Below are 12,254 nucleotides of genomic sequence, written 5' to 3' on the forward strand. Positions count from 1 at the left end.
CCCGACACCGTGCATCTGCCACCGTGATGAAGCTGTGGAAAACAGTAAGGACCCCTCGCGCACCCGGAAGAGCCCACCTACCCTTGCTGCCTTCCGGCCCTGGGGGAGTTCGGCGGGATACCGCCACGCGAGGGGTCGGCCCCAAGTGTACCCATAGCCCGGCGCTTCTCCACGCCGAGCCCGTCAGCCGCCCGCGGCAGTGGGGGAATGACCGAACACGCAGCCGATTTCGGCTACAGAGGCATCGTCGGATACGCTCTTCGGCGGAGGATTCGCCTAGTGGCCTATGGCGCACGCTTGGAAAGCGTGTTGGGTGCAAGCCCTCGCGGGTTCGAATCCCGCATCCTCCGCCACACTGAGCAGGACGGACGTCGAGCGCTAACTGAATTGGACCACGCCCGGAGTTCGTCCCGTCTCAGTTTCCGTCTCATTTGTGGTCCGTCCGGCCTGCTACGTCGCCAGATTTCGGCTCGCTATCGGCTGGCCAGATGAGTCCGTCTACCCGGTCAGCGACCTGACGACGGATAGTGTCCGTCACGTGCTGATAGCGAGCAGCCATCGAGGTTGACGACCAGCCCATGACAGCCATGACAGTCCGCTCGGGGACACCCAGCAGCAGGAGGACCGTTGCAGACGTGTGCCTAGCATCGTGAAGGCGTCCGTCATTGACGCCCGCTGCCTTCAGTAACGCCTTCCACTCTCGGTAGTCCGTGTTCGGGGACAGCGCCCGGCCGTCCGGCATCGCGAACACCCAACCTTCGTCACACCAGAGGTCACCAGCCGCGACGCGCTCGGCGTCCTGCCTGTCCTTGTGCGCCCGCAGGAGAGCGACGATCTCACGAGGTAGTCCGATCACACGCTTGCCCGCCCGAGACTTCGTGTCCTTCGTGTCGCGATTCACCTGCACTCGCTGCGGGCAGTACCCAGGCGTCTTACCGCACGTTTCACCGCAACCGTGCGCATACTTCGGGCGCAGACGACTACGGCGCACGCGCAGGACCGCACCCGTCAGGTCGACATCTATCCATCGCAGGCCGAGGGCCTCGCCCTGACGCAACCCGAGTGCAAGCGCGATGGCCCACCGTGTGCTGTTGCGCCGCTCACTCGCGACCTTCAGAATCCGCTTGATCTCATCGACCTCGTATGGCTCTACCTCATGCTCATCCGGGGACGGAGCCTTCGCCAGCATCGCCGGATTCATGGTCAGGTGACCCCGGCGTATCGCCTCATTGAGCGCGGCCCGGATAGTGCGGTGCACGTGGTGAGCCGTACCGGCTGCCTTGCCCTGACTCAGCATCTTGGCATACAGCCGTTCCAGATGTTCGGGCGTCAGCTTGTCGAGCTTGTGCGCCCCAATACCTGGGATGAGGTAGTGGCTGATGTCCACCTTGTAGCCGTCGTGCGTGTAGCCGGAGATGGCCGGTGGCACGGCGATGTTCTCGATCCAGTGCGTCAGCCACTTGTCAACGGTCCAACGTTGCCCGGCCTTGCGGACCCGGCCCGAGTCACGTTCTTTTTCGAGCGCCCGGACCCTTCTGATGACTGCTGCCTCTGTTTTCGCCTGAACGTGACGGCGGTCCGGTTTGCCGTCGTCCTTGATTCCGACCGTGACACGGCCGTGCCAGTCGCCGTCCGCGCCGAGGTAGATACTCGATGCTCCGTTTGGTCTGCGTCCCATCGTTACCTCCTATGCCGCGTGGCGGGTGTGGTCGGCGTCGAGCAGGCCAGTCACGTAGGCCTGCAGGCATTCGAACGGGACGCGGCGTAGCCGTCCGATCTGGACTGATTCCACTTGGCCGGTAGCCAGGAGTTCGCACATCTTGGTTCGGCCGATGTGCAGCACGTGGGCGGCTTCTTCGATGGTCAACAGCAGTCCTTGCGGGTTGCGCTCGGCCACCTGGGCTTCCATCGTGATCGTTTCCTTCCGGGTCATGCCGCTGGTGCGGCCTGGGGGACAGTTGCCGAAAGATCTGGGGTGGGTGGCCCGGCGCGGTTCTTGGCGGCTTCGTATTGCTCTCGCCAGGCCTGTCTTCGGGTGATGGCGTGCGCAATGAGCCGCAGATACGAGGGCGCGTCGGTGTCACCGGGCTTGACGGTTGACCAGTGGTAGCGGGGTTGGCCGTCGGGTCTTGTGGCGGTTGCCGAAAACTCGCCGTGGTCGTCCATCTCGACACCGGCATCGGCCAGGACGGTCCGGACGACGGCCGCGCGGTCGGCCTTGTGCTCGGTAAGGGTCTTGCCGGTCCACTTCCGGGAGACGAGGACACGGCGTCCACCGAGGCCCAAGTGGTCACGGTCATGCGCCTTCGAGCGACACAGACCCGGTGCGAGCCCAGCGCGGGCGTTCTTGGGCTGGATGCCGTACCGCAGCCAGTTCGCGCACGTGGGTGAGCAGGGCAGCCAGCGGACTTCTTCCGCGATCCGGTCGATATGCGCTCGACGAGCGGCCGAGGGTTCATCGTCGTTGGGGTCGTCGGAGATGTTCTTGGTCAGGTATTTGGTGAGATACCCGACGCGCCGGTCAGCCGCGGGAGTCCCGACGAGGATGCCTTGCATGTCGATCTGGGTGCCGAACCGCACCACGTGCGCAGGTTCCGGGTCAACCTCGGCGTCGAGCTGGTCGAGGGCGTCATCCCACGTCGGCAACACCTGCCCGGTGTCAGGGTCGCGATAGCCGGCCGTCTGCTCGTCCCACACCGGTACCCGATCCACGTAGACGGGTTCATCGTGGCGGGGCCACCACACTTGGTGATACGTCGCCGCCACCACCTGCCGGATCAAGGCACGCGGAAACGTCCCTCTCACGGCGGCGTGCAGGTGTGGGGCGAGGCGGCGTTGGGGTTCGACGGCGGCGAAGTACTGCACCGGCACCCCGGTGGCGCGGCGCATGTTCTGCCAGAACCGATCTACCACCTTCGGGAAGTGGAGCGCATCGAGCGCGGCACGGTGGTAGTCATACGAGCCGGGATCCACCGGCACACCCTCGCGGGTCACCCGCCCATAGGAGGGCATAGTGAGGGTGAGGAACATCGACGGCCGGTAGGTCTTGCCGTCCGGGGTATCGAACTCGCGGCCAAGGGTGGTGTGCTGCTTCGGCGGGCGGGGCAGGTCGTCAGCGTCATCACGGCGACGAGTGGAACGCACCCGACGCGACCCGCTGTCATCCCCGTCGCCGTCAGTGTCGGTGTCGTCGTCCTCGGGGCCGGTGTCGTCTTGTGTGTCGTCGTCATCGTTGGTGTTGATCAGTGGCTCAACCGTGAGGTGCCAGCCTTCGCGGCATTGCTGCATCCGCAACCGGCGCGCCCGGTCCGCACACGAGGGACACACGGCCTCGCGGGTGGACCCGCACGGGATCAACACCGTCCGGGTGTCGCCGGTCAGGGTGTCCGTGAGTTTGGACATGATCGGGCGCACGCACACCCGCTCAGCGACTGCGAGCCCCCGAACGGTGTCGTCGTCCAGGCGAGGCAGGGCGCTCACTGGCACCCCTCCAGCAGAGCTACGGCAGCGGCCGGGGTGAGGCCAAGCTCGCCCGCCCACGCAGCCAGCACCGGCCACACCGGAAGACCCGGACGCAGATCCGATTCAGCGGGGACGCTGGCGACGGTTTCCGCGAACGTGACAGCGGTTATCGCCTCATTGCGGCTCAACACCCGGTCCGGCAGCCAGGTCACTTCCCACAGGTCGCCGTCGCAGTCCAACCGTGTCGCCGTGTGGGTCGTGACGTCGCTGGTCATGTACTCAGTAGTGACGATGGTGTTCATGCCGCGACCTCCCCCGCGATGACGTCCAGCGGTGTGGCCCCTATCGAGTGACCGGGCGATGCGTAGGTGTCGCGCATCGCGTGAATGTCGGCGTCGGTCACATGTGCGGCGCGGACGCGGACGGGTTCGCGGTGCCCGTCGATGAGGACGTACCCGACACCGGGGGTGGTTTCGGGGATGCGGTCGCAGTGCGCGCCACGTTCGCGGGCACCGTCCCCGAGGACCATGTCCACCTGACCCCGCTCCGTCAGCCTGAGCGCGATCCGGGTCGGGAACAGGTCCCGCACCGCCACGATCTCCTTACGCGGATCCTGCACCGCCCCCATCACCGAGACTCCGACCGCGCGGCCTTGGGAGAGCACCACGGACAGCGCGGAGGCCATCCGCTTCGACAAGGCCCGGTCCGGCATATACGCGGTCAGGAACGCCAACTCGTCGATCACGAGCAGGACGAACGGCTCGGACGGGCTCGGCTGGTGCAGCCGGGTGATGCCACGCATCCTTGCCGCCCGCTCCTGCACGAGGGTGGCGGCGTCCTCATTCACGGTGACCATGGGTTCGGGGTCGTGGGCGAAGCGGGTGAACATGGCAGCGCCGAGGGCAAGCTCGATGCCGCCTTTCGGGTCCAGCGCCCACACCTGCACCCACCCATCCCGCACACCTGGACCGAGGGCGCGCAGGGTGGACCAGATCACCGACCCCTTCCCCGCACCGGTCGCCCCCACCACCAGGGCATGCGTTCCGAGGAGCCGTAACCGCCACGTGTCCCCGGATTCACACATCCCGACCGGGAGGGCCTCGAGGTCCACCGTCTCGGATGGTTCGAGCGCGGGCACGGTCGCGGCGAGGGCGTCGGCGTGGGCGAAGTGCAGGACGATGACGCCGGGTTTCACCGTCTCGACCCGGCACCCGGTGGCACCGAAGGTGGAGGCGAGTTCGTCGGTTCGGGTTTCGAAGTCGGCCGGGGACTGCCCCATCAGCAGCTTCACCCGCACCCGATCCGTAAAGGCATTGGAGCGGACCCGGACGATGTGCGGTGCGTAGCGTTCGCTGCCCCAGCCGGTGGACAGTCCGCACATGTGCATCGCAGTGCGCCACCTGCGCCGATACACCCAGCCACCGCGCACCCGCGACCGGAACGGATCACCCACGGCGCGGGTAAACGACGAGGGGTGAGTCCACCGCCAGACGCCGAGCACCACCGCCGCGAGCGTGTAGACGGCGAGGAGGACGGCCACGCCGTGAGTTGTTGCGAGCCACGCCGACACGACGAGGAAAGCCGTGGTGCCGGGATGGCGCAGCGCGTACCAGGGAACGAGGAGCGCCAACAGCCCGACACCTTTGGCCAGGGACACGGCGAGGCAGTCGTCGTCACCGGGACGACGCGGGACGTCGTACTCGTCCCCGTTCACCCGGTCTGTCGCCCAACGCACACCCATCACGACTCACCCCCACCCGTTGCCTCGCTCGCGGTGGCCTTGGTGGAGCCGCGTGGACGCCGGGACCGGGCCGGGGGCCGAGTCTTGACGGGTGCCGTGCATGCGTCGCATGCCTGGCCAGGCTCGCTCACGACGAGTTCGTTGCAGACGCCGCAGCGGAACCGCACCGCCGCTACCACGCCATGGCCACGGAGCCCGCCTTGGAACAGCGGCTCGGGCATTGCTGGGTCGGTAGAGTTGGACATGCCAAGGTCCTTCCTTCACAGGTTGGGGTTTGGAAGGCGCGGGGATCGAAGGTTGGGAAGCCGGTCCGATCCCCGCGCCGGTCTTATGTCACGCGACACGACCCGCACCGGCAGGCGAGGCCACGTGGTCGGTTGTCCGGCGAGGAGTGCCGGTGAACGCCTCAGCCGCGTCGTTGACGGCCTGCTGAAGGTGTGTGATCGCGGCGACACTCGTGATGTACAGCGTCACGTGGTTCCCGAGACGAAGCCTGACGTGAGTGCTCACCCGGTCGTCAGCGAGGACCAGCTGCCACGAGGCCGGATTGCCGTAGACATGGATCGCCGTGTCTACCGTGACAGAACCGCTGCCCGCCGCCGTCACGCGGCATCCTTCACAGCCTGGGCGGGCTTGCCGCCGGGTTTGCGCATCCCCGACGCCCGCAGCGAGTACCCCTGACGCGGGCGTGGCCCGTTGGTGTCCACATACGGGGTGATCGTCAACCCGTCGAACTCAACCGGCCGAAACGGCGTCCCCGGCAGCGCCTCAGGTGGGACCGGCTGGACCTCCGCAGCCACCTTCACACTCAGCTCACGCTGACCCTTGCGGGCTTCCGGGTCGGCATCCATCACCGGGACTATCCACACCGGAAGACCTGTGTTCTTGTCCCGCTTCTGCACCGGCTTCTCCCGCGTGGACTGATCGAAGTCCGCTTCCGGCGTGACCTCACCAATCACGAACGCCCCATGTGGGAACACGGCGCTGAACTGGACTGGGATTCCTCCGCTGACTGCCATCTTGCCTCCTCTGTAGTGGGACTTTGTGTGAAGAATACTGACTCACTCAGTATTAGTCAAGGGTCGCCTTGCTCTTCTCGACCGCTGGCTCTTCAATAGGTCGGCAACTCGTGATTTGATTGTCAATCCAGGAGATGACTGCCAACAGAGGACTCGGGGGGACTCCGGGGGGACGCGGTAGGCCAGAGACCCAGCACGTCAGCGGAGGGCGAGCGCGGGCATGGATGCAACTTCGATCAACGCGCTATGCGAACAACGCGGATGGTCGCGTGCTCGCCTGATTCACGAGCTGCGACGTGTGGCGAGCGTTCGACGTGAGTCCCTGCCATCCGACGAGAGCTTGCTGCGCATGGTGCGCGAATGGGCGAACGGGAGACGTGGCCTATCCACCTTCTACGCCGAACTCCTCACCGATGTGTTCGGCGTGCGGTTCGGGACCGGCAAGGTCGAACACAATGGCAGCCCGGACGACAAGCCGACTCCGGCCGCCGAGCAGGCGGATGAGCTAAAACGTCGTCTCGATGCGGCAACGACGATCGACGACAGCCTTGTTGCGCTCTTTGAGGCTCAGACTCAGTCATTGCGGTTGTTGGATCGCCAATTGGGCGCTGCAAACCTGCTGGCGCAGACTGAAGCACACGTGGAACAGATGAGTGCTCTATTGCGCTACTCACTCCCGGGCGCTCAGCGAACTGTTCTCGCCGCAGCTGTCGCGGAGGCCGCAGCACTTGCTGGGTGGCAAGCCCTCGACCTGGGTGATCCCGCGGCGGCATGGCAGCATCACGAGACGGCCAAAGCCGCAGCGCGTGAGTCAGGTAGCGCGGCCATCTTGGCCCATGTAACCGCTCAGCAGGCCTTCGCCTTGCTTGACCTCGATCAGCCGCACGATGCCCGTGCTGTCGTCCTTCATGCTGAGGAGGCTGCCAGAGGTCAGCTCCCTCCTCTGCTCAGCTCGTGGTTGTCGGCAGCGCGAGCCGAGGCGGCCGCTGCTTGCGGGGACGATTGGCAGGCGAGGCAGGCCCTCGATCAGGCGGCGCATCTGTTGCCCGACGACGCGGCTGATCCAGAATTGCCCTTCCTCGTGCTTGATGAAGTGCATTTGCTGCGATGGCAGGGTCATTGTCTTGCTCGCTTGGGATCCGCCGATGCCATTGACCAACTGTCCGACGCGCTGCGCGATCTCGATTCCAGCTTCACGCGCGCAGCCGCCGGCCTTCATTGCGATATAGCACTTGCCCACGCGGTGCGGGGTGATCTAGCGCTTGCCACGTCGCAAGCTCAAGAGGCGTCGAGGTTGGCGGCGCAAACCGGATCAGTCCGGCAGCGCCGCAGAATCAAGAGCTTTCTGAGCCGGGAGCCCGATCCCGGCCACTGATAGCGAGCACGTGAAGCAATGCAACGAGCGTTCCCGAGTTGCGGATCTCACCGGAACTGATCAGGTCAGCTACCCGAGCGAGGGGAACCCATTCCATCCGCTGCATCTCCGTGGTCTCAGTTGGCGCGCCCACCTGGCGCCCGCCACGGGCGAGAAACACATGATGGGGACACGTCACGGTACCGATCATCGGCTCGAACGTGACCACCTGCTCCAGAGAGTCCGGCCGGTAGCCAGTCTCTTCCTCTAGCTCACGGGCAGCCGTATCCGACGCAGATTCGCCTTCGTCGATCAGGCCGCCTGGGAGCTCCCAATTCCATATGTTCGGAACGAAACGATGCCGCCACAGGAGCAAGGCGCGCTCGTTCGTATCGTCCAGCAACACGGTCATTGCTGCAGCGGGCATCCATACCTTGTGATGCTCGAAACGCTGCCCATCTGGCAGTTGAACGTCCACCAAGCCGAGACGGACCCACTTGCTCTCGTACAGCGTTCGCTCACCGTGCGCGATCCACCGCGTATCCGACTCAGGCTGCTTGGGCTCCACGCCCCCGACCGTACCCGAGACGGTGGACTAATCTGAACGATCATCCTGATATGCACGGTCTGGGGTTGGCCGACCACCGACACCGGGGCGAGGGCGCGAGCGATGCCACTCAACGATCCGCCCCGGACGCCACATGTGGGTTCGGCCAACCGTCATGTCAGGCTCGGGCATCTGGCCCCGGAGACGGTACGAACTGACCGTTCCTATCCTCAAGCCCAGGTAGGCGGCAACGTCTGACGTCGTCCACCATTCAGCCTGATCATCAGGTGCGTCCGCCACGCCCACCATTGTCACTCATGGGACTGTCCAGTGCACGCCCGTGCACCAAATATCACCCACGCCGACGTCCAGCCATGAAGACCCGTAGCAGGTGGAAGACGAAAACACGCCTGACTGTGGCAGGTTCCCAAGGAGTACTGACCACCTACACTGTTGCCGTCTTGGGGGGTGGAGACGCCTCGTCTCGTTGCCATCAGAGTTCGAGTGGGTAACCGCAATGCAGCCATTCTCAGCTGAGGCGAGTTCAAGCTGGATAGGTTACGCTCGTAACATGATCCCAGCGAACGGCTCTATCGAGCTTCCCATCTGGGCATTGGCTATGTTCATCATCTTGCCGTCAGCCGTCACAGGGTTGTCTAGCTGGCTAATCGCTCGCGGCAATCATAGGCGGCAAGAAAGAAGCCAGCTTCGCGAGCGTGAGCGCGCCGCAGCCACGACGCTCTCGCGGGCCGTCACGCATTATTTGACAGACACAGAAAATTGGGACGGAAAAGATCCCGCAAGGATCGAAGCCGGGACGCTCGCGATTGTGAAGATCGCAGATGAGATTTTGGATGACTTGCCAAAAAAGGTCGAGCCAGTTACAGCGACGATCCAGGCTTGCTTTACGACATCGATTGCATGGCGAGAAATTTGCGACGCAGTCGTGGTTTCAGATGAAGACAAGAGAGAATTTGCTTCTATCATATTCTTTAATCTAGTGGAATCACATGGCGCGCTCCTTGAGGCCCGCATGAAAACTAAGGTGGTTCCACAAGAGTTCGTTGAACTGGCCAGTAGACCTATGGAGTACATCGACAGATACAAAGGCAACCTGTTTGATGAAGCTGACGCTATCATAGCCGATATGAAGAGGGGTACGAGCAAAGATAACGTTCCGCAAGAGGTAGCAGAATCAGAACAAAAGGCGATCATTGACCGCATAGCAAGGCTAATGGGATCAACACGCATCCAGGGCACATCTACAGGCAACTCTGATCGTCAAGATCAACCACATGAGTGACCGTCCGAGCTTAAATAGCCAGCGATTGAGTCATAGTCCCGTGCGGGCACTACGCGTGGCCTTTTCTCAGCGGTGGACTTACAAAATGCAGACCCCTTGGGGAACTTTTCGGGACGGTTGGACCCACTACCCTGTCGGACATGCACAGCTAGGGCAAAGCCTCAAATGGCTACGAACCGCTACGCGCAGCCATGGAAAAGTTCACGCCCGACGCCACTCAGGGCGGTTCCGGCAGCAACACGCCTCACGCGTCGACCGGGTAGCGCGTTGAGGGACTAGGTCCAACCAATAGACACTGCCGAGTTGACCTCTTTGAGATCAAGGCGGCGCTGACGCGCCGCACGCGGGCTCGCTTCGGGCATGCGGCCTTGCGGCCGGTCCCTCCGCGACGCCCGCCCGATTGACCCTATTCACCGAACTGAGGCGCGGCAGGCGTCCGGCGTGGCGGGACAGGCTGGGATGCGTCTATCAGGCGGGGCGTCCAACGACGCAGCGAGACAGATCGAACGTCGTCGACCTTCTCAAGTGGCTAATCAGGGCCTGCGAGTCCGGCCAGGACGGGTTTACCCAGCGCCCTAATACGACGGCCGCCACCTTATTTGCTCCGGCATCCTTTAGGGCATGTGAGAGCGACTGTACACGCGCACCTGTTGTCCAGGTGTCGTCGAGCAGCAGAATATTCGCTTCAGGTGGAAGGTCCTCGACGACGAATCTGTCCGGATGAAAGTCGCGATCATCAGCCGGGTAGCAGTCGTTCGCGCGCGCGTTGATAGGCGGCAGGGTCATGCTGCCGTCTATCAACGCTTGGAGCGGGTGGGTGCCCGGCCGAGCGCGTGTGCTTGGAACCACTGCGTAGTGTGTGAACTGTGCAGGTGCGATAGCCGTGGACAGACAAATCCGGTGCTTTCTCAAAAATACGAGGATCAGGGCCGTCAGTGCAGCCTTTGCGCTCGCGGTAGGTCTTGAACTTTTGTACATTACCAGGTTGAAGGCGTGTTGCTCGTTCTGGATTGCGTAAGACACAGGTACAACCAGATCAGCCGCATTTGCCCCTGCTTGCCGATGCTGGTTGCACTGATAGCAGCGTGAGTAATCTGGCCGGATTCCCGTGAAGCACACGCGACAGATTCCTGGGCCAGGCGGAAGTGGATTTCTAAGGAATATTCCCTGCTGGCGGACGGATGCGAGATATGGCTCAAGCGGATCAGATCTGGACACGATTAGCCAAGCTTCTGAGCTTCTCGTAGCCTGACATTGCGTCGTCCACAAGGCATTCCACTACCGAAAGAAGTTCAGCGAGGGAATCAACGACGTGCACGCCTGGAAGCATGCTATATTCACGTGCCCAATCATGTTCGAGTAGCTCGCGTGGCATTACGACCGGGCGGCCATGTTTCAGGGCAAGCCGCGCCTGAATGCGTGCGCCGCTCTTCCAGGGAGCTTCGATCACCGCTGTCGCCGATGCGTATCCGCTCATCACGGCATTTCGCATTGGGAACGTCTTCTTCGTGGGCGGGCTGTCGGGCCAAAACTGGCTCATTAGTAGGCCGCTCGACGCAATACGCTCTTGGAGTTGTGCGTTCTGCGATGGATAGTGTTCACGGATGCCAGTACCTAGTACGGCAGCAGTCCGACCGCCCGTGGCTAAGGCTGCTTCGTGAGCGGCCGTATCGATACCTAGAGCTAGGCCGCTAACTACTGTGATGCCGCTCTTCGCCAGCGCTGTCGCAACCGAATGAGCAATCTCCAAGCCTCGTTCGCTTGCTCGGCGGGTGCCGACAACTGCAACGCTTCGGCGATCCGGGACAACCGTACCCCGAGTGAAGAGAAGAGGTGGCATCTCGTGGACATCGCGAAGCTGTTCGGGGTAGGTATCCTCGTAGAACGCGTGCACGCCGATACCTTCGCCCTCCCATTTGTGGATTAGTCGGGCAGCCTCACGTACAGCGTCATCGACGTGGCCGAGGGCAAACAGGGGGTCTTGGCCACTGGTCCGCCGATCAAGTACGTCGTGCACGTTTCCGCGATCGACGATCTCGGCCGTTACTTCTGACCAGCGAACATGTGGCTCTCGAAGCAGCGCGACTAGGGCTGCCTTCTCGACAATATCCGGGGTCATACGTTGATACTAGTCATCTCGAGATTCGCAGGTGAGCCCATATCATGGTGGAGGGACATCGTGTCGTCCAGAACAGCCTGACAGCCCGCGTGGAGTCGTATGGCGGCCGTTCCCCTCGTCGCGGCCATTCTGCGGCCTTCACTTCGCGGGTCAAGGGCGCTCGCTGCGCTCGCGTCACTCCGTGATGATCTGCGATCACCCTGGACCCGCTGCGTTGCGGCCTACGGATGGCAGCTATGAGGGGAATGGCTCGAAGTGGCCCCGGCCTCCGGTTCCGCTGTCGTGGGTGGTTGCGTTGCGGGCGTCGGGGTGGCGGATGTAGGTGCCTTTGTGCCGCAGGGTGATCACGAGGCCTCGGGCGCGTAGTACCCGTGCGGTCTTGCGGATGGTTCCGAGCGAGACGCCGTACTCGGCGGCGAGGTCTCGCTCACCCGGTATCCGTGCACCGGGGCGCAGCTCACCGACGTCGATGCGGGCGGTGATGTGGTCGGCCACTCGCACGTACAGGTATCCCGGCCCGGCGTCGTCGGGGTTGAAGGCAGGAATGTCGTGCCTGGCCGTGTAGTCGATCACCAGCCGTCGCCTCCCGGTTCGCTGTGTCGTCGGTGACGGCCACAGACCCCGCCCAGTCAACCGAGGTAGGGGGACCGGGCGGGGGTGTGTGGCCGGCCCGTCATGCTGGTGACGCTACCGATGTGCGACGGGTGGG

General features: G+C 63.6%; 14 protein-coding genes, 1 tRNA gene and 1 other RNA gene. 3 read left to right on the forward strand and 13 right to left on the reverse strand.

The features are described from left to right. Window positions 1-43: 43 nt before the first annotated feature. An RNA gene (gene ffs, locus G1H11_RS11030) (signal recognition particle sRNA small type) lies at window positions 44-140 on the reverse strand. 125 nt (window positions 141-265) lie between these two features. On the opposite strand from ffs, the gene G1H11_RS11035 reads away from it, so the two are divergent. After that, window positions 266-353: transfer RNA gene (locus G1H11_RS11035), tRNA-Ser, on the forward strand. A gap of 74 nt (window positions 354-427) precedes the next feature. Here the strand turns inward: G1H11_RS11035 and G1H11_RS11040 are convergent. From G1H11_RS11040 to G1H11_RS11075, 8 genes are all read right to left on the reverse strand, one after another. Next, entirely contained in the window at window positions 428-1,678 is a 1,251-nt protein-coding gene (locus tag G1H11_RS11040) for a tyrosine-type recombinase/integrase (protein ID WP_163818614.1), read from the reverse strand. Window positions 1,679-1,687: 9 nt separating this feature from the next. Beyond that, complete coding sequence (locus G1H11_RS11045) at window positions 1,688-1,909, reverse strand: excisionase family DNA-binding protein (RefSeq protein ID WP_216843662.1); 222 nt, start codon at window positions 1,907-1,909, stop codon at window positions 1,688-1,690. A gap of 20 nt (window positions 1,910-1,929) precedes the next feature. Next, a complete protein-coding gene (locus tag G1H11_RS11050) occupies window positions 1,930-3,480 on the reverse strand; it encodes a replication initiator (protein ID WP_216843663.1) in 1,551 nt (516 codons plus the stop codon). Next, entirely contained in the window at window positions 3,477-3,764 is a 288-nt protein-coding gene (locus G1H11_RS11055) for a hypothetical protein (protein WP_216843664.1), read from the reverse strand. The genes G1H11_RS11050 and G1H11_RS11055 overlap by 4 nt, the downstream gene beginning before the upstream one ends. After that, window positions 3,761-5,203 (reverse strand): FtsK/SpoIIIE domain-containing protein, encoded by a 1,443-nt coding sequence (locus tag G1H11_RS11060; protein ID WP_163818616.1) that lies wholly within the window; start codon window positions 5,201-5,203, stop codon window positions 3,761-3,763. The genes G1H11_RS11055 and G1H11_RS11060 overlap by 4 nt, the downstream gene beginning before the upstream one ends. Next, the gene (locus G1H11_RS11065; RefSeq protein ID WP_163818617.1) at window positions 5,203-5,448 is read right to left on the reverse strand and encodes a hypothetical protein; all 246 of its coding nucleotides are present in this window, start codon (window positions 5,446-5,448) and stop codon (window positions 5,203-5,205) included. Before G1H11_RS11065 ends, G1H11_RS11060 begins: the two co-directional genes overlap by 1 nt. A gap of 88 nt (window positions 5,449-5,536) precedes the next feature. After that, window positions 5,537-5,809 carry a hypothetical protein gene (locus G1H11_RS11070; RefSeq protein ID WP_163818618.1) on the reverse strand — a complete coding sequence of 91 codons (273 nt, stop codon included), beginning with the start codon at window positions 5,807-5,809 and terminating at the stop codon, window positions 5,537-5,539. Continuing rightward, the gene (locus G1H11_RS11075; protein ID WP_163818619.1) at window positions 5,806-6,222 is read right to left on the reverse strand and encodes a plasmid replication, integration and excision activator; all 417 of its coding nucleotides are present in this window, start codon (window positions 6,220-6,222) and stop codon (window positions 5,806-5,808) included. The genes G1H11_RS11070 and G1H11_RS11075 overlap by 4 nt, the downstream gene beginning before the upstream one ends. Before the next feature lie 220 nt (window positions 6,223-6,442). Between G1H11_RS11075 and G1H11_RS11080 the strand changes: the two genes are divergently transcribed. Next, window positions 6,443-7,597 (forward strand): NsdA family TPR-like regulatory protein, encoded by a 1,155-nt coding sequence (locus tag G1H11_RS11080; protein WP_163818620.1) that lies wholly within the window; start codon window positions 6,443-6,445, stop codon window positions 7,595-7,597. Here the strand turns inward: G1H11_RS11080 and G1H11_RS11085 are convergent. Beyond that, entirely contained in the window at window positions 7,557-8,144 is a 588-nt protein-coding gene (locus G1H11_RS11085; protein WP_163818621.1) for an NUDIX domain-containing protein, read from the reverse strand. The two genes, G1H11_RS11080 and G1H11_RS11085, sit on opposite strands and share 41 nt — an antisense overlap. A 550-nt stretch (window positions 8,145-8,694) precedes the next feature. Between G1H11_RS11085 and G1H11_RS11090 the strand changes: the two genes are divergently transcribed. After that, window positions 8,695-9,426 carry a hypothetical protein gene (locus G1H11_RS11090; protein WP_163818622.1) on the forward strand — a complete coding sequence of 244 codons (732 nt, stop codon included), beginning with the start codon at window positions 8,695-8,697 and terminating at the stop codon, window positions 9,424-9,426. A 468-nt stretch (window positions 9,427-9,894) separates the two neighbouring features. Here the strand turns inward: G1H11_RS11090 and G1H11_RS25225 are convergent, their stop codons facing one another. From G1H11_RS25225 to G1H11_RS11105, 3 genes are all read right to left on the reverse strand, one after another. Beyond that, complete coding sequence (locus tag G1H11_RS25225; protein WP_216843665.1) at window positions 9,895-10,449, reverse strand: hypothetical protein; 555 nt, start codon at window positions 10,447-10,449, stop codon at window positions 9,895-9,897. A gap of 181 nt (window positions 10,450-10,630) precedes the next feature. Further along, window positions 10,631-11,545 carry a DNA-processing protein DprA gene (locus G1H11_RS11100; RefSeq protein ID WP_163818623.1) on the reverse strand — a complete coding sequence of 305 codons (915 nt, stop codon included), beginning with the start codon at window positions 11,543-11,545 and terminating at the stop codon, window positions 10,631-10,633. A gap of 234 nt (window positions 11,546-11,779) precedes the next feature. Continuing rightward, window positions 11,780-12,118: a winged helix-turn-helix domain-containing protein gene (locus G1H11_RS11105; RefSeq protein ID WP_216843666.1), complete on the reverse strand. Its 339-nt coding sequence runs from the start codon at window positions 12,116-12,118 to the stop codon at window positions 11,780-11,782. Window positions 12,119-12,254: the final 136 nt, after the last annotated feature.

This window comes from Phytoactinopolyspora alkaliphila (genome assembly GCF_010550695.1).
Taxonomy (GTDB): domain Bacteria; phylum Actinomycetota; class Actinomycetes; order Jiangellales; family Jiangellaceae; genus Phytoactinopolyspora; species Phytoactinopolyspora alkaliphila.

Excerpts from the sequence above, each read along its gene's own strand:
- G1H11_RS11100 (WP_163818623.1), bottom strand. The coding sequence starts at position 11,545 with ATGACCCCGGATATTGTCGAGAAGGCAGCCCTAGTCGCGCTGCTTCGA.
- G1H11_RS11065 (WP_163818617.1), bottom strand. The coding sequence starts at position 5,448 with ATGTCCAACTCTACCGACCCAGCAATGCCCGAGCCGCTGTTCCAAGGC.
- G1H11_RS11040 (WP_163818614.1), bottom strand. The coding sequence starts at position 1,678 with ATGGGACGCAGACCAAACGGAGCATCGAGTATCTACCTCGGCGCGGAC.
- G1H11_RS11080 (WP_163818620.1), top strand. The coding sequence starts at position 6,443 with ATGGATGCAACTTCGATCAACGCGCTATGCGAACAACGCGGATGGTCG.
- G1H11_RS11075 (WP_163818619.1), bottom strand. The coding sequence starts at position 6,222 with ATGGCAGTCAGCGGAGGAATCCCAGTCCAGTTCAGCGCCGTGTTCCCA.
- G1H11_RS11045 (WP_216843662.1), bottom strand. The coding sequence starts at position 1,909 with ATGGAAGCCCAGGTGGCCGAGCGCAACCCGCAAGGACTGCTGTTGACC.
- G1H11_RS11055 (WP_216843664.1), bottom strand. The coding sequence starts at position 3,764 with ATGAACACCATCGTCACTACTGAGTACATGACCAGCGACGTCACGACC.
- G1H11_RS11060 (WP_163818616.1), bottom strand. The coding sequence starts at position 5,203 with ATGGGTGTGCGTTGGGCGACAGACCGGGTGAACGGGGACGAGTACGAC.
- G1H11_RS11090 (WP_163818622.1), top strand. The coding sequence starts at position 8,695 with ATGATCCCAGCGAACGGCTCTATCGAGCTTCCCATCTGGGCATTGGCT.